The 16,115-nt window shown below is 46.3% G+C and carries 14 protein-coding genes; 12 read left to right on the forward strand and 2 right to left on the reverse strand.

Features of this window, described 5'->3' with window-relative positions; all coding sequences use genetic code 11:
• Positions 1 to 47: 47 nt before the first annotated feature.
• Both HMPREF9140_RS00395 and HMPREF9140_RS00400 read right to left on the reverse strand, forming a co-directional pair.
• Complete coding sequence (locus HMPREF9140_RS00395) at positions 48 to 1,064, reverse strand: Rid family hydrolase (protein ID WP_006950954.1); 1,017 nt, start codon at positions 1,062 to 1,064, stop codon at positions 48 to 50.
• A 2-nt stretch (positions 1,065 to 1,066) separates the two neighbouring features.
• Entirely contained in the window at positions 1,067 to 1,594 is a 528-nt protein-coding gene (locus tag HMPREF9140_RS00400; protein ID WP_006950956.1) for an arginine repressor, read from the reverse strand.
• A gap of 212 nt (positions 1,595 to 1,806) precedes the next feature.
• Between HMPREF9140_RS00400 and HMPREF9140_RS00405 the strand changes: the two genes are divergently transcribed.
• The 12 genes from HMPREF9140_RS00405 (at position 1,807) to HMPREF9140_RS00465 (ending at position 15,380) form a co-directional block, all read left to right on the forward strand.
• A complete protein-coding gene (locus HMPREF9140_RS00405) occupies positions 1,807 to 2,802 on the forward strand; it encodes an AAA family ATPase (RefSeq protein WP_006950957.1) in 996 nt (331 codons plus the stop codon).
• Positions 2,803 to 2,817: 15 nt separating this feature from the next.
• Positions 2,818 to 3,690, forward strand: a complete 873-nt coding sequence (locus HMPREF9140_RS00410) for a DUF58 domain-containing protein (protein ID WP_006950958.1) — start codon at positions 2,818 to 2,820, stop codon at positions 3,688 to 3,690.
• Positions 3,687 to 4,745 carry a BatD family protein gene (locus tag HMPREF9140_RS00415; RefSeq protein ID WP_006950959.1) on the forward strand — a complete coding sequence of 353 codons (1,059 nt, stop codon included), beginning with the start codon at positions 3,687 to 3,689 and terminating at the stop codon, positions 4,743 to 4,745. The genes HMPREF9140_RS00410 and HMPREF9140_RS00415 overlap by 4 nt, the downstream gene beginning before the upstream one ends.
• Positions 4,746 to 4,764: 19 nt before the next feature.
• Positions 4,765 to 5,763 carry a vWA domain-containing protein gene (locus tag HMPREF9140_RS00420; protein ID WP_006950961.1) on the forward strand — a complete coding sequence of 333 codons (999 nt, stop codon included), beginning with the start codon at positions 4,765 to 4,767 and terminating at the stop codon, positions 5,761 to 5,763.
• A 349-nt stretch (positions 5,764 to 6,112) separates the two neighbouring features.
• Positions 6,113 to 7,138 (forward strand): VWA domain-containing protein, encoded by a 1,026-nt coding sequence (locus HMPREF9140_RS00430; protein ID WP_026253287.1) that lies wholly within the window; start codon positions 6,113 to 6,115, stop codon positions 7,136 to 7,138.
• The gene (locus HMPREF9140_RS00435) at positions 7,135 to 7,806 is read left to right on the forward strand and encodes a tetratricopeptide repeat protein (RefSeq protein WP_006950965.1); all 672 of its coding nucleotides are present in this window, start codon (positions 7,135 to 7,137) and stop codon (positions 7,804 to 7,806) included. The genes HMPREF9140_RS00430 and HMPREF9140_RS00435 overlap by 4 nt, the downstream gene beginning before the upstream one ends.
• A gap of 11 nt (positions 7,807 to 7,817) precedes the next feature.
• Positions 7,818 to 10,364: a BatD family protein gene (locus HMPREF9140_RS00440; RefSeq protein ID WP_006950966.1), complete on the forward strand. Its 2,547-nt coding sequence runs from the start codon at positions 7,818 to 7,820 to the stop codon at positions 10,362 to 10,364.
• 10 nt (positions 10,365 to 10,374) lie between these two features.
• On the forward strand, positions 10,375 to 11,007 hold the full coding sequence (locus HMPREF9140_RS00445) for a phosphatase PAP2 family protein (protein WP_006950967.1): 633 nt from the start codon (positions 10,375 to 10,377) through the stop codon (positions 11,005 to 11,007).
• Between the two features lie 61 nt (positions 11,008 to 11,068).
• Positions 11,069 to 12,790 (forward strand): glutamine--tRNA ligase/YqeY domain fusion protein, encoded by a 1,722-nt coding sequence (locus tag HMPREF9140_RS00450; RefSeq protein ID WP_006950968.1) that lies wholly within the window; start codon positions 11,069 to 11,071, stop codon positions 12,788 to 12,790.
• 15 nt (positions 12,791 to 12,805) lie between these two features.
• Positions 12,806 to 14,035 carry a tetratricopeptide repeat protein gene (locus tag HMPREF9140_RS00455; RefSeq protein ID WP_006950969.1) on the forward strand — a complete coding sequence of 410 codons (1,230 nt, stop codon included), beginning with the start codon at positions 12,806 to 12,808 and terminating at the stop codon, positions 14,033 to 14,035.
• Positions 14,032 to 14,670, forward strand: a complete 639-nt coding sequence (locus HMPREF9140_RS00460; RefSeq protein ID WP_006950975.1) for a DedA family protein — start codon at positions 14,032 to 14,034, stop codon at positions 14,668 to 14,670. The genes HMPREF9140_RS00455 and HMPREF9140_RS00460 overlap by 4 nt, the downstream gene beginning before the upstream one ends.
• Before the next feature lie 23 nt (positions 14,671 to 14,693).
• Positions 14,694 to 15,380, forward strand: coding sequence for a sigma-70 family RNA polymerase sigma factor (locus HMPREF9140_RS00465; RefSeq protein ID WP_006950976.1), 687 nt, complete (start codon positions 14,694 to 14,696; stop codon positions 15,378 to 15,380).
• The last annotated feature ends 735 nt before the right edge of the window (positions 15,381 to 16,115 follow it).

Here is a 16,115-nt window from a genome sequence, read left to right on the forward strand (position 1 = left end):
GTTTTATTTTGGTTGTAAATGGAATAATTTCTGTGTTGCTTGCGGCCCTAGGAGTATTTTCTTGTTGCCGTGCATTCCATCTCGATTAGCCATTCGGGACGGCAAATTTTTGCATAGACAATGACGCGTGGCGTTCGTGGAAAACGATTCTGCATATATTCGTCTACGATTGAATAATCGGAAGGGTCGCGCAAATATATTACGAAATAGTTCACATCTTCAAGTGTGGCCTCTCCGTCTTTTAGTAAAGCTTCGATGTTGTCGAGCAGTCGGATAGCTTGAGCCTTCACATCGCCGATATGCAGAACGCTTCCATTCTTATCGATGCTTGCCGTTCCGGAGATGAAATATTCCTGTTCGTCCCCGAGATTAACGCGGGTGCCACGTTCAAACGCTACGCCGTATTCGTGAGTGGGATTAAGATGATTGAGCGCTTGAAGATATTTCTTGTCGTGCTCTTTAATATCTGGATATGTCAGAAAGTCGATTGCAACCTTTGCCTGTCGTATGGCCGAATATCCGCCGATGCCTGTGGATGCTATAAAATGTGTTTCTGGGGTTAAACCGTGTCTGCTGAAAATATCGTTCCGGGCTTTCACAACACTACTATAATTCGTGTCAATGTCAGCAACATAAATCCATGTGCGCACGAGGTGGGTTTTCATCTTGGTTCGGGCTACTTTGGCAGCATCAATATACATTTCAAAAAGACGGAGAGTTTGTTCATAAACATTTTCCGTCCCAGCCTCTTCATCTGTTAAGCGCAAGGCATGTAATAGCTGTTTTTGCTGTTCGTCGGCTGTTATAATCAATAAACTAATCTTGCTTCCATTTAGTGGAGGTTGTCCAACAACAGTTAGGGCTTTGTTGGCAAATGTTTTATATAGCTCGCTGGTCAATAGAGGCTCGTATTGATTTTGAATATCACTTAAGAATACCTTTATATATTGCAGCTTTTGTTTATTCTCGTCCTCGAGAAATTGCAATAGAGCAGTATTCAAACTTTCGAGCTGCTCTTCGAATTTTCCTCCGGGTGAGGCTGACAATATTCGGTAGGTATTCATTACTAATACATATTTACGTGGTCTTCTCTCTTTTGCACATCGTTCTGCCTGTCAGATTCAATTTCGGGAATCACATACGATAACAAACGAAGAATCTCCCGGTGATTATATCCCTCTTTAGTAGCCAGAAACACGGTGTCGTAGCCAGCAATAGTTCCAAGAATCTCTGGGAGGTCACTGTTGTCTAGTTCGTAGGCTAGCGACGTTGCGCAGCCTGGTCGAGTTTTTATTATAGCCAAATGCCCGGCGAAACGTATCGATAAATATCCGCTACGCTTCCTCACATCTACTGTTCTACGCGACGTTGTTACACGTTTATACGTTGTTTCACTCGGTAGAACATAAATATATTTTCCACTCGTTGAGGCCGCTTTCGCCACTTTCAGTTGTTTCATGTCACGGCTCAAAGTGGCTTGCGTCAGTTTGAAACCTTGTTTATTTAGCGCTTTCAATACCTCGTCTTGAGAACTTAATTCCAAATTCGAAAGCAACATCTTCAATGCTTCTAGTCTACTATTCTTGATTTTCATATTCAAAGTATTATTTATCGGCGGTTGTAAAATTATACAATTATGTACATATATACGAACTTGTATACATCCTTTTATTATAATTTTACAGACTATAAGCCGGCAATTTCTTTTTAATATAATTTAGAAACGATTCTTCCTAGCCATGCTTTCATATATTGTACTTTTGCCATCGCAATATTTAAAGGAACTACAATAAAAAAATATTCAAAATGACAGAAGCTATAGACATCCGCGAATTGAATATGCGGATAGAACAACAGAGTTCATTCGTTACTAATTTGGTGACAGGAATGAGCCGAGTAATCGTAGGGCAGCAACATCTCATAGACTCGTTGTTGATTGGTTTGCTCAGCGATGGTCATATTCTTCTCGAAGGCGTACCGGGACTGGCAAAAACTCTTGCAATAAAAACTCTGTCGCAACTTATCGATTCGAAGTATAGCAGGATTCAATTCACTCCCGACCTCCTTCCGGCGGATGTTATAGGAACGCAAATTTATTCACAAAAGGATGAAAGTTTTCATGTGAAGAAAGGACCCGTGTTTGCAAACTTTGTTTTGGCCGACGAGATTAACCGTGCCCCGGCGAAAGTACAGAGTGCGTTGCTCGAGGCGATGCAGGAGCATCAGGTTACAATCGGCGAGCAAACATTCACGTTGCCCGACCCATTCCTTGTTATGGCCACGCAGAACCCCATAGAGCAGGAGGGAACTTATGCATTGCCAGAGGCGCAGGTTGACCGTTTTATGCTGAAAGTGATTATAACCTATCCGACTCTCGAGGAGGAAAAGTTGGTTATAAGAGAAAATCTTAATGAGCATCTGCCCACGGTTCAACCGGTGATGGGGATGAACGAAATTCTGAAAGCACGGCAGGTTGTGAACGAAGTTTATATTGATGAGAAGATTGAACAATACATTGCCGACATTGTTTTTGCAACTCGATACCCAGAACGCTATGGTTTGAGTGAGCTTCAGCAGATGATAACCTTCGGAGGAAGTCCGCGTGCAAGTATCAATCTGGCTCGTGCCGGAAGAGCATATGCTTTCATTAAAAGACGCGGCTATGTTGTTCCGGAAGACATTAGAGCCATGGCTCACGATGTGCTCAGGCATCGCATAGGATTGTCGTATGAAGCCGAGGCCAGCGATATTACGAGCGAGCAAATCATAAGCGATATAATAAATAAGGTTGAAGTGCCATAATCTTTAAAGCACACTATGGAAACAGCTGACATCCTACGGAAGGTTCGGAAGATAGAGATAAAGGCGCGCGGATTGAGTAGAGACATATTCGCGGGTCAATATCATTCTGCTTTTAAAGGACGCGGTATGGCTTTCTCTGAGGTGCGCGAATATCAATACGGTGACGATGTTCGCGACATTGACTGGAACGTTACGGCTCGTTTTCATCATCCTTATGTAAAAGTATTCGAAGAGGAGCGCGAACTCACCGTCATGTTACTCGTCGACGTGAGTGGCTCGCTTGATTTCGGGACCGTTAATCAGCTAAAAAAAGATTTGCTCACTGAAATTGCATCTACACTTGCATTCTCGGCCATTCAGAACAACGACAAGATTGGAGTGGTGTTTTTCTCAGATCACGTTGAGAAATATATTCCACCTAAGAAAGGAAAGAAGCATATTCTCTATATTATTCGCGAGATGCTCGACTTTCAGCCCGAGAGCAAGCGAACCAACCTTGGCAACGCGATAGAATTTCTAACCAAGGTGATGAAACGGCGATGCACATCGTTTATTCTAAGTGATTTCTATGTGAAAGACGATTTCAAAGACGCCCTGAGCATTGCGGCCAATAAGCACGATGTCGTGGCCATTCAGGTTTACGACCCGCGTGCGAAGGAACTTCCTGACGTGGGATTGTTGAAAGTTCTAGACCCTGAAACAGGGCATGAAATGTATGTCGATACTGGCGATAAAAGAATCCGAAACGCACACAAGCAATATTGGCTCGACCGACAAGAAAAGCTGTCAGACATATTTTCAAAATGCAGTGTCGACAATGTGGCCATAGGCACAGACGAAGATTTCGTTAGAAGATTATTGTTCCTATTTGCTCAACGAAACAAATGAAAAAGATTCTCACCACAATATTCCTAATCGCTACTGCTGTCACGGTTCTGGCGCAAGTGAATGTCGAAGCACGTCTCGATTCAACGGAGATTCTCATAGGCTCGCAGGCCCACTTGCAGATAAGCGTCACAGCACCTAAGGGTTCTACAGTGAATTTCCCGTACTATTCGGCGAACCAGCAGATGGCTGGCGGGCTGGAGGTCGTGACTGCCGACAGAGAAAAGGAAGAGCAAGGCAACAACCTTGAAAAAACCGTGAACACATATACCATCACCGCCTGGGAAGCCCGGAAATACGATGTGCCGGCAATGAAGGTGCGCGTGAATGGAAAGGAATATCCAACCAAGTCTATCCCGCTCACGGTTCAGTCCACAAAGGTCGACACTACCGCTCGTGCCACTCCGTTTCCGCCCAGCGATGTGATGGACAATTCGTTTTCGTGGGCCGAAATTATTCCGCTAATCCTTCTTTTACTCCTCGTACTCGGTCTATGTATAGCTGCAGTCTATTTGCGTGGAATATTACGCCGAAACAAACCGATTACAATTTTTTCTAAGACTGAAAAGAAGATTCTGCCGCACGAGAAAGCAATGCAGGAAATAGAAAAGATAAACCGCACAACCGGCAACGACCAGAAGGCTTATTACACCTCGCTCACCAATATTTTAAGGCAATATCTTGAAGATAGATTCGGAATTATGGCTATGGAAATGACCTCGAGCGAGATTATTGACCGCCTACGTGCCGAAGATAGCAGAGAAAAGCTCAACGAGCTACGCGAGGTGTTCCAAACGGCCGACCTCGTGAAATTCGCCAAACACTCCACCCTCCGAAACGAAGAGGAGCTCTATCTCACAAACGTTGTTCAGTTTATTCAGGAAACAAAGCTCGAGGCACAACCCGAAGCCCAGCAATCTGCGCCGCAGCTCACGGCCGAAGAGCAGCAGTCGCGCCGCACCCGATTACTTCTCAAGTCGGGCATAGCATTGCTAGTCTCCTCGGCTATCGGCATCCTAATATACATAGGCATATCGGTTTACGATTTGATTGTTTAACCCTCCTTCTCTCCACACAATGGAATTTGCAAATAAAGAATACTTGTTGCTACTGCTGCTTATAGTTCCCTATGTGCTGTGGTATTTTCGCTATCGCCGCAACAGCGAGCCCACAATGCGAATGAGCGACACGTTTGCCTATCGCCATGCACCTCGCAACTGGCGAGTTCGGATGGTTCACCTGCCCATGTGGCTCCGATGCCTGGCTTTTGCGCTGACGGTTATTGTGCTGGCCCGACCGCAAACCAATAGTCCTTTCGGAAAGAACCAAACGGAGGGAATAAACATAATGCTCGCCATGGACATCTCCACGAGTATGCTTGCCGAGGACGTGGCCCCCTGCCGTATGGAAGCCGCAAAAGATGTGGCAACCGAGTTCATCAACAGTCGGCCGGGCGATAACATCGGTCTAACCATATTTGCAGGTGAAGCTTTCACACAATGCCCTATGACAACCGACCATGCGTCGCTTCTGAACCTGTTGCAAGGCGTGCGAACCGACCTCGCCGCAAACGGACTTATTCAGGATGGAACGGCCATCGGAATGGGACTGGCAAATGCTGTGAACAGGCTCAAAGACATCAAGGCTAAAAGTAAGGTGGTTATCCTCCTAACCGACGGAAGTAACAACATGGGCGACATATCGCCACTCACTGCCGCCGCGATTGCCAAAAAGTTCGGAATCAGGGTCTACACCATCGGTCTCGGAACCGATGGTATGGTGCGCTACCCCATTTCTATAAACGGGCAAAACCAATACATCCAGGCCAAGGGCGAAATCGACTATAAAACTCTCGAGGGTATAGCTTCGGCCACCGACGGCACATTCTATCGTGCGCAGAGTCGCGGCGAACTGTCGAAAATCTATCAAGACATTGATAAGCTTGAAAAAACGAAGATTGATTCAAAATCGAATCGTCGTCGGTATGAAGCCTATTTCCCGTTTGCGCTGGCGGCGTTGCTTAGTTTGTTACTCGAAATATGGTTGCGCACAACCGTCTTGCGGCGCATTCCGTAAGGGTAAATCTATGATATACATCCTCTTCCAAGGCCTCGGAAGAGGAGAAAAAATAAAAAACAGTGCTTCCGAGGTCTCGGATGAGATGAAAACATAGAAAACAACGCTTCGGCATCTGCCGACGAGCAGAAAATTCAAAAAAACAGTCGTTGGCACCCGCCGAAAGACATAAAATTTCAAAAACAACGCCTCGGCACCTGCCGAAAGCCAAAAAACTTCAGAAACAACGCTTCGGCATTTGCCGACGAGCAAAAAATAAAAAAAGCACGTCTTCGGCACCTGCCGAAAGACTGAAGAACGAAAAAAACAGCGTTCCCCCCGGAGGGAGAGAAAAAATATAAAACGAATGATGTTCAGATTCGAAAGCCCTATATATCTATGGTTGCTATTGCTTATCCCGATACTGGTGATAGTGAACATTTATCATGCCCGAAAGAAAAAGAAACGCTATAAAGCTTTCGGAACACCCGAACTGCTCAAACAGCTATCGCCAGGCGTGTCGCGCTATCGCTCGATAGTTAAATTCAGTCTCATTGAAATTGCACTGGCACTGGCAATAATCATTCTGGCCCGACCGCAAACAATATCGCCCACCTCACCCGAAAAACGCGAAGGCATCGAAGCCATTATAGCAATCGACATCAGTAATTCAATGCTGGCACAGGATGTGGCACCATCGCGACTCGACAAGAGCAAACTCATGATTGAGAACCTGATTACACGATTCACAGACGACCGCATAGGGCTCATCGTCTTTGCCGGCGACGCCTTTGTACAACTGCCCATAACGAGCGACTATGTATCGGCAAAAATGTTTCTCGACGACATCGACCCCTCGCTCATAGAAACACAAGGCACCGACATCGGTAGGGCACTCGACCTGGCCATGCACAGCTTCGCACAGGACACTAAAGCCGGTAAGGCCATAATACTCATAACCGACGGCGAAGACCACGAAGGCAATGCCGAAGAAATGGCCCGCAAAGCCGCCGGAATGGGCATAAAAGTGTTCATCCTCGGCGTTGGTTCGCCAGCAGGCTCACCAATTCCGCTCGGCGACGGAGAATATCTCAAAGACAATGCCGGAAATACCGTGATGAGCCGCCTCAACGAAGACATGTGCCGAAAAATAGCCGCGGCCGGAAACGGAACCTACATACACGTGGACAATAGCGACGCAGCCGAACGACAACTCAAAGCCGAAATCGGAAAAATGCAGAAAGGCCAGTTCGGAACCCTAACAAGCACCGCCTTCAGCGAACAATTCCAAGCCGTGGCCATAATCCTGATTATCCTCCTCATCATCGAAGCCATAATCCTGGAAAAAAAGAACTCCCGGCTCCAAAATCTGCAACTCTTCAAACGTAAGAAATGAAACGATATATCCTTCTTCTCCTCTCAATGGCTGTTCTGTCGGCTGGCGCACAAACCGACCGACATTTCATTCGCCAAGGCAACCGCGAGTTTCGCGCAAAGAACTACGCCCAGGCCGAAGTGAACTACAAGAAATCGCTAGGCAAAAACTCATCGAACGCCATAGCCGCCTATAACCTCGGGCGCGCCCTGCAGGCCGGACGGAAAGATTCGCTGGCCCTGAAACAATATGAAACTGCCGCAAATCTTGAAAAAGACCCCACCCGACGAGCAGAATCATTCTATAACATGGGAACCGTTCTGCAAGGACAAAAAAAGTTCGACACCGCAATAGAAGCCTATAAAAACGCCCTCCGCAACAACCCGAACCATCAACAAGCACGCTATAATCTGGCACTCTGCATACAGCAAAAGAAACAGCAACAACAACAAAACAAGTCGTCGAGCAAGAACAAACAAAACAACAAAGACAAACAGGATAAGAAGAAGCAGAACGATAAGAAAAACGACAAAAAGAAGCCCAATGAACAAAATCAGAAAGACCAGATGAGTAAGGATAACGCCGAACAGCTTCTCAATGCAGCTCTGCAAGAAGAAAAAGCAACCCAAGAACGACTCAAAAAAGCCATGAGGCAGAAAAGCAGTCGGAAACTGGAAAAAAACTGGTAGGAAAAAACATTATGAAACAAATTGCATACATTCTCCTCATTCAATTGCTGCCCCTCGCACTACAGGCGCAGCATATTCGCGTGGCCGCACCTAACAGCGTGGCAGTGGGCGAAGAATTCCAGGTATCCTACACCGTTTTCACCGACGGCGTACAGGGAATGAAACTCGGGAAACTCCCCGCTGGAGTTGAATGCACCAACGGGCCGTTCAGCTCAACGCAGTCGAGCATTCAGATGCGAAACGGTCACACAAGCAGCTCGTCGTCTACAACCTACACCTACCTGTTTGTGGCCACCAGGAGAGGCACATTCATAATTCCACCGGCCAGAATGACCGTGAACGGACAAAACCTCGCGTCTACCCCCGTACGAATAACGGCTTCGGCAGGCTCAAGTGTCGTACGCTCGTCGGCAGGCGCTAGCAATTACGAGGAAGAAGAAATCAAAACCCCGTCGAAAATCACGTCGAAAGACCTGTTCATAAAAGTCACGGCTAACAAAACACGCGTTCACGAACAAGAGCCCGTTCTGTTAACCTATAAGGTCTATACGGCCGTGAATCTGATTAACCTAACCGGAAAGATGCCCGACCTCACCGGTTTTCATGTACAGGAAGTGAAGCAACCCCAGCAAAACGTTTTCCACACCGAACGAGTAGGTGGCCGAAACTATCGCTGTACAACCTGGAGTCAGTACGTGATGTATCCGCAAATGACAGGTAAACTGCAGATACCCTCCATAACTTTTCACGGAGTGATTCAGCAGGACGATAATGCCTTCGACCCGTTCGCATTCATGTCTGACGACAATCCGCGCGAACTACGCAAAGACATCAAAGCCGAAGGACTAACCATTCAGGTTGATCCGCTGCCATCCAAACCGACAGACTTCTCCGGCGGAGTAGGCCATTTTAACATCTCTGCTCAGGTCGACAAAACCGAAGTCAAAGAAGGCTCACCCATAAACATCCGTGTGGTTGTAAGCGGTGCCGGAAACCTGAAACTCATAAAGCAACCCACTCTACAGATACCGAAAGATTTTGAACTATACGATCCGAAAGTAACCGACAAAACACGACTCACTGCAAACGGACTCGAGGGAAACATGATATACGACTTCCTCGTCGTTCCACACAAAAAAGGCGATTATACTCTGCCGTCAGTTAAGTTTGTCTACTACGACACCGCCACCGGAAGCTATAAAACCATCCGTACGCAAGCTTTCAAGATAAAGGTTGAACAAGGTGACGGAGTGAACTCGGGCGACACCGAAAATCTCTTGGTCGACGGCGATATACATGACCTTAAACTCACCGATAACGAACTCTCATCAGTTTCTCCGTTCTTTAATTCCATTAGCTATTGGCTTGTTCTGTTGCTACTCGTATCTGGCTTCAGCTTTGTAGTCTACACATTCCGCCAGCGAGCCATAGCCCGTGCCGACATTGCCCAGTTCCGCGGAAAAAATGCCGAGAAAGTTGCGCGTCGGCAACTCATGAAGGCATCCGAACTGATGTTAAAAGGCAAGGCCGAAAACTTCTATGACGAAATTCTTAGAACCCTCTGGGGATATGCCGGCAACAAGCTCAATATGCCCATAGAACAGCTCTCGAAAGAAAATATAGCCGAGAGTTTTGCAAACAAGAATGTCGACCGCCAGCGAATCGATAAATTCATCGGTGCCCTCGACGAATGCGAGTTTGAACGCTATGCCCCAGGCGACGAAAAAGGAAATATGAACCGAACCTACGAAGCTGCAATGACAGCCATCCTCGGCATCGAAGAATGTCTTGGTAAGAAAGCCAAGCAGAATGTTCGGCTATTGCTCTGCATCGTAATTGCTTTCCTTGGCTATGCCGGCAGTGTATCGGCTGTTACCAAGGCCGACGCCGACAAGGCCTATCAGCAGAAAAATTATCAGCAGGCAATAGCCGACTACAAGGTGTTGATAAACCAAGCTCCTACAGCCGAGAGATACTACAATCTCGGCAACGCCTACTATCGTGTTGACAGCATCACCCGGGCGATTATATGCTACGAGCGAGCCCATAAAATGGTGCCGTCCGACGATGATATTTTATTCAATCTTCGTTTGGCAGAATCGAAAACAATCGATAAAATCAGTCCGAAAGATGAAATGTTCTTTGCATCCTGGGCCAGCGATGCCAACTCACTCCTTAGCATTGATGCCTGGGCCGCTATCTCTATAACTGCTCTGTTGCTTGCCCTCTGTGGTATACTCTTGTTCCTGTTGGCCGATAAAGAAGCACTCCGGAAACTAGGATTCTTTGGTGGAATAACCTTTGCCCTCTTTTTCATCTTTGCTAACGTAATGGCTTTCCAGCAACGTTCAAAGCAACGCGAGCGCAATGAAGCTATCGTCGTTTCGCCATCGGCGCCAATCAAATCAGCTCCCGACAGTAAAGCCGAAAACACCGGTATAATCCACGAAGGAACCAAGGTGAAAATAACCGACAAAGCTTTGGGCGACTGGCTCGGTATTCAGCTCGCCGACGGGCGCTCTGGCTGGATGCAGCCTTCGCAGATAGAAGAAATATAACCCACTAAACATGCTTTCACAGCTCGATAGAACCCTATTGCTGGCACTTAATAGCGCCGGTAATACTTCTTTTGACCATGTTGTGCTAGTGCTCACCAACGGTCTGACATGGATACCACTTTATTTCGCACTGCTATATATGGTTGTGCGAAATAATCGTGAACCGCACCGACTGCTTCACGTGATTCTGGCCATAGGTATTTGCATGCTTATTTCGAACGGGCTCGACAACGGTATCGTCAAACCGATGGTCGGTCGTCTTCGTCCGTCGATGGAACCATCGTTACGAGGAATCGTCAATCTTGTTTCTGGCTACACTGCCAGCGGCTACAGTTTCTTTTCAGCTCACGCCTGTAACACATTCACTGTTGCGGTGTTTTTCTCCCTCCTCACTAAGAACCGTTTTATAAGCATTTCACTCATTGGCTGGGCCCTTTTCAATTGTTGGACTAGACTCTATCTCGGTGTTCACTATCCTTCCGATATCCTGGTTGGAATCATTATGGGTATACTCATTCCCATTGGTGTCTACCGTTTTTATTTATCCCCCCGTCTATCTTACGACAACTACAGACCTATTGACACCTATATCGTTGCTTCTATTTTTCCACTTACAATCCTTGTTGTAGTCCTCGCTTTCTAAACCAGCGGCGTTTTAGGTTTGGAAACATCTACTTACCTTTGCATCATATAATTATAAGGATATGAATACAATTGAGAGTAAGGCTAACGAAGAAAAACGTAGTTTGAGTTTTGTTGAACAATTGGTTGAAGAAGACCTCGCCGAGAAGAAGAACAGCGGACGAATACAAACCAGATTCCCGCCCGAACCGAATGGCTATCTTCATATCGGACACGCAAAAGCAATATGTATGGACTTCGGAGTAGCCGAACATTATAAAGGCATTTGTAATCTGCGGTTCGATGACACAAACCCGAGTAAGGAAAACACAGAATACGTTGAAAATATATTGAACGACATTAGCTGGCTGGGCTTCAAATGGGAGAATATCTACTATGCCAGTGACTATTTCGAGAAGCTTTGGGAGTTTGCCCTGTGGATGATTCAGCGCGGATATGCCTATGTCGACGAGCAAACATCCGAGGAGATTGCCCGGCAGAAAGGTACTCCAACCGAACCGGGGCAGGCGTCACCTTATCGCGATCGACCGGTGGAGGAGAATCTTGAACTGTTCCACAAGATGAATACGCCTGAAGCTATCGAGGGAAGTATGGTTCTGCGAGCTAAATTGAACATGGCCGACCCAAATATGCACTTTCGCGACCCGGTGATTTATCGTATCATCCAAACTCCGCATCACCGAACGGGAACTAAGTGGCATTGCTATCCGATGTATGATTTTGCTCATGGGCAGAGCGACTATTTCGAAGGCGTGACACATTCCATATGTACGTTAGAATTCGTACCACATCGTCCGCTCTATGATAAACTCATTGACTTCCTGAAAGAGAGCGACGGAACAGCTGATGTTCTCAACGACAATCGGCCGAGACAGATTGAATTCAACCGATTGAATCTCACTTACACCGTGATGTCGAAACGAAAGCTGCACACGCTTGTCGAGGAACATTTCGTGAACGGTTGGGACGATCCGCGAATGCCAACTCTCAGCGGCATGCGTCGTCGGGGATATTCGCCTGAATCCATACGTAACTTCATTGATTCAATAGGCTACACCAAATTCGATGCCCTCAACGACGTTGCACTGCTTGAAGCTGCCGTGCGCGATGATTTGAACAAACGGGCAACTAGGGTGAGTGCGGTTCTTGACCCGGTTAAGCTGGTTATCACGAACTATCCTGACGGTCAGACGGAGGAGATGGAAAGCATCAACAACCCCGAAAACGAAGCCGCCGGGACGCACAATATAACCTTCTCAAAAAATCTTTGGATTGAACGCGACGATTTCATGGAAGAAGCGCCGAAGAAGTTCTTCAGAATGACTCCGGATAAAGAAGTGCGCCTCAAAAACGCCTACATAGTGCGATGTACCGGATGCACCAAAGATACAAACGGGAATATAACCGAGATTCAGGCTGAATACGACCCAGATAGCAAAAGCGGCATGCCGGGCGCCAATCGAAAGGTGAAAGGAACTCTTCACTGGGTTAGTGCCGACCATTGTCTTACGGCCGAGGTACGTGAATACGACCGGTTGTTCAACATCGAAAATCCGTCGGCCGACGAGCGCGACTTCCGCGAACTGCTCAATCCCGAGAGTTTGAAAGTGCGTGCGAATTGCTTTGTTGAAAATCATCTGGCCAGCATCAAACCTGGCGAATATCTTCAATTCCAACGCACGGGATATTTCGTCCTTGACCCCGATTCAACCGAGACTCATCTCATATTCAACAAAACCGTAGGCCTAAAAGACACATGGGCCAAGGAAAAGGCGAAAGCCTGAAAAACAAAGAACATTTTGGACAAATATTATAACTCCGATAAGTTCAAGCAAACGCTTCGAACCTACGAAGACTCTATAAAAGGTAATAAAGGCGAGTTCCTCGATTCGGAAGAACTCGCCGATATTGCGGAATACTATCATCTCCTTGGCCGAGACGACGAAGCTATGCAAACCGTCGACTATGCCATCTCAATGTTTCCGGGTGCAATCTCGCCGCTCACGTTCAAAGCACGAATGGTTCTGATAACCGAAGACAATCCCGAACTGGCTGAAGAATTGGCCGAGGAAATAGAAGATAAAACCGACATTGACTATCACATCCTCAAGGCCGAGATTCTAGTCGCAACCAACGAACCTGAAGAGGCCAACGAATATTTGATTTCGCACTTCGATGCCGACCAGGACCAAGAAACAATGGAAGATTATATTCTTTCGTGCACCGAGATGTTTCTCGATTACGACGAAACAAAATTCGCAGAACTATGGCTTCAGAAATCAGAACTTACCAACGACGAAGACTACAAAGAATTCAAGGCACGTATTCTCAAAAACAAAGGACAGTTCAAAGAAAGCGAACGAATATTCAACGAGTTACTCGATGACGACCCTTATTCGGCCTCCTATTGGGACCAACTCTCGCAAACGCAATTCTTGCAAGACGATATACAAAACTCCATCACATCGAGCGAATACGCGTTAGCCATCGACCCGAACGATTACACGGCAATCTTCAACAAAGCCAACGGACTAGTAAGGCTGGGCAACTATAAAGAAGCCATCAACTACTATGAACGCTACAAGGAGCTATGCCCCAAACAATACAAAAGCTCCATGAGCGTAACCATATCGCACCTGTACTTGGGACTGAAAGACCCCGTAAACGCAAAGAAATGGTTCGACATCGCAATGAAAGAAACCAACAATCGCGACGAAACATGCGCATTCTTCGGAATGGCCCTCTTTGAAAACGACTATATAGAAAAAGCCTACGAAATGTTGACCAAACACCTGCCGATGGTCGATAAAGATTGGTCTCTAGGGTACGCCTACCTGGCAAGATGCTGCTACGAATTAGGAAAGCCCGAACAGGAATATCAGCGATATCTCAAAATAGCCCTCGAACGAAGTGTCGACGACTGTCGGGAAGCCCTTGCCGACATATATCCGCCCGACATGGCACCCGAAGATTATCCCAAACTACCCCCACTCCCATATTCCAGAAACGAAGAACAAAAGAAAATATGAACTTCATATCCTCTCTGCTTTCACAGCTCAACTACGGAACGGTTTTCTTTCTAATGCTCCTCGAAAGCACCGTTATTCCCGTACCATCCGAACTCGTAGTAGCTCCCGCAGCCTATCATGCAGCAGGCGGAAACCTCAATATATGGCTTGTTATTCTCTTCGCAACCATAGGAGCCGATTGTGGAGCAACCATTAATTATTTGGCCGGCTACTATCTAGGCCGACCGATAATCTACCGATTCGTAAACAGCCGATGGGGAAAACTATGCCTACTCAACCAGCAGAAAGTCGAGAAAAGCGAAAAATATTTCGACGACCACGGAATGGTTGCAACCATCACTGGCCGACTTCTCCCCGGAATACGCCATCTCATCTCCATACCCGCCGGTCTGGCAAGAATGAAATTCTGGAAATTCCTCCTCTACACAACCATCGGAGCCGGAGCATGGAACTGCATCCTAGCCATACTCGGACATTATCTCCACTCTTTCGTACCCCAAGAACAGCTCAACGACAAGATTATCGAATACGGAGAATATATAAAAGTAGGCCTAATGACCATCGTCGCCATAGCCCTACTTTACCTCATGGCCCGATGGCTCATTCGCCGGCGCAAAACAATCAAAGAGAAATAAAAACTCAAACAAAAGAACACAATATGAACACAAACTATCAAGACGATATCGCCAAACTCGCCCCCATCACACCCCTAACCGATGAAGAAGAACGAAACCTCGCCGCACAGATAAAACTCGGCGACTCCCAGGCACTCGAAAAACTAACAAAAGCCAATCTCAAATTCGTTGTTTCAATAGCACATAAATATGCCGGACAAGGCCTCGACGACGACGACCTAATCAGCGAAGGAAACATCGCCCTCATGCACGCCGCCCAGAAATACGACAGCTCGCTAGGCACCCGCTTCGTACTCTTTGCCTCGCCCTTTATTCATCGCGCAATGAAAGAAGCCATTGCCGAACAAACCGCCCGCCTGTCACCCAAGTCGCAAGCCGCCTGCCTGTATCGCAAAACCCTCTCCATAGACCAACCGCTTCCCCTAGGAAGCAAAACCGGATTCACCCTACAAAGTCAGCTCGAAAATACCGATGCACCACACGCCGACCAGCAAGCCGAAAACAATCTCCTCAAAGAACAACTAGAACAACACATGGCCATTCTCTCCGAGCGCGAACAACAAATCATCTCCCACCTCTACGGTTTGTTTGGCAAGCAACAACTCACCATGGCCGAAACCGCAACAGAACTAAACCTCAAACGCGAGCGAGTTCGCCAACTGCGTAACAAAGCCTTTCGGAAACTCTTCAAACACCTCCGCACCCTTTAACCTCCCCCCTTCAAAAGAATATCATACCCCGGAACGATACCTCCTCATTCCTCTTCACACCCAAACGACAATCCCCAAGGCCTTATTCCTCCCTTCATACGTTACGCCTGGAGTCCCGAAGGCTTTTTTGTTGCCGTCGTACATTATTTCGGGACTTAAACTCGTTTCCGGCCCCCTCCGAACATTACGCCAAGACTTAAAAGCCTGTCTTGCTGCCGACGTACTCTACGACGGGAGTCAGGCACCCTTCTTTGCTGCCGTCTAACTTTACGACACGACTTAAATATATTATCCGGCTGCTGGATAAAACTACGTTAGGGGAGTGAACTTCCATATATTTATCAATTAGACTATTTAATCTTTGTATTATACTAATACTTTTTCCACTTAGACTAAATGAAATTTATATTCACCAAATAACTATCCCATTTAGACTGAATGAATTATATCTTTCTATAATGCCTATTTCATTTAGATTAAATGAGTTATATCTTTCTATAACGCTTATTTCTTTTAGATTAAATGAATCATAGTTTTATACAATGAATATTCCTTTTAGATTAAATGGAAATATATTTTATACAATTGAGTATTCGTTTAGCCTAAATGAAAATACTATTGATATAAGTAAAACATCATTTAGTCTAAATGATACTATACATCGTTTAAGTGAATTTTAGTTTAAAATAAATGAGATTGTATTTTATACCTTCAGTATATTATTTAATATAATTG

This window comes from Prevotella micans F0438, from assembly GCF_000243035.1.
Classification (GTDB): Bacteria; Bacteroidota; Bacteroidia; order Bacteroidales; family Bacteroidaceae; genus Prevotella; species Prevotella micans.

What these genes read in the sequence shown, in the direction of transcription:
- HMPREF9140_RS00400 (WP_006950956.1), bottom strand. Translation starts at nt 1,594, where the DNA reads ATGAAAATCAAGAATAGTAGACTAGAAGCATTGAAGATGTTGCTTTCG.
- HMPREF9140_RS00405 (WP_006950957.1), top strand. Translation starts at nt 1,807, where the DNA reads ATGACAGAAGCTATAGACATCCGCGAATTGAATATGCGGATAGAACAA.
- HMPREF9140_RS00395 (WP_006950954.1), bottom strand. Translation starts at nt 1,064, where the DNA reads ATGAATACCTACCGAATATTGTCAGCCTCACCCGGAGGAAAATTCGAA.
- HMPREF9140_RS00435 (WP_006950965.1), top strand. Translation starts at nt 7,135, where the DNA reads ATGAAACGATATATCCTTCTTCTCCTCTCAATGGCTGTTCTGTCGGCT.
- HMPREF9140_RS00460 (WP_006950975.1), top strand. Translation starts at nt 14,032, where the DNA reads ATGAACTTCATATCCTCTCTGCTTTCACAGCTCAACTACGGAACGGTT.
- HMPREF9140_RS00465 (WP_006950976.1), top strand. Translation starts at nt 14,694, where the DNA reads ATGAACACAAACTATCAAGACGATATCGCCAAACTCGCCCCCATCACA.
- HMPREF9140_RS00450 (WP_006950968.1), top strand. Translation starts at nt 11,069, where the DNA reads ATGAATACAATTGAGAGTAAGGCTAACGAAGAAAAACGTAGTTTGAGT.
- HMPREF9140_RS00430 (WP_026253287.1), top strand. Translation starts at nt 6,113, where the DNA reads ATGTTCAGATTCGAAAGCCCTATATATCTATGGTTGCTATTGCTTATC.
- HMPREF9140_RS00420 (WP_006950961.1), top strand. Translation starts at nt 4,765, where the DNA reads ATGGAATTTGCAAATAAAGAATACTTGTTGCTACTGCTGCTTATAGTT.
- HMPREF9140_RS00415 (WP_006950959.1), top strand. Translation starts at nt 3,687, where the DNA reads ATGAAAAAGATTCTCACCACAATATTCCTAATCGCTACTGCTGTCACG.
- HMPREF9140_RS00410 (WP_006950958.1), top strand. Translation starts at nt 2,818, where the DNA reads ATGGAAACAGCTGACATCCTACGGAAGGTTCGGAAGATAGAGATAAAG.
- HMPREF9140_RS00440 (WP_006950966.1), top strand. Translation starts at nt 7,818, where the DNA reads ATGAAACAAATTGCATACATTCTCCTCATTCAATTGCTGCCCCTCGCA.
- HMPREF9140_RS00445 (WP_006950967.1), top strand. Translation starts at nt 10,375, where the DNA reads ATGCTTTCACAGCTCGATAGAACCCTATTGCTGGCACTTAATAGCGCC.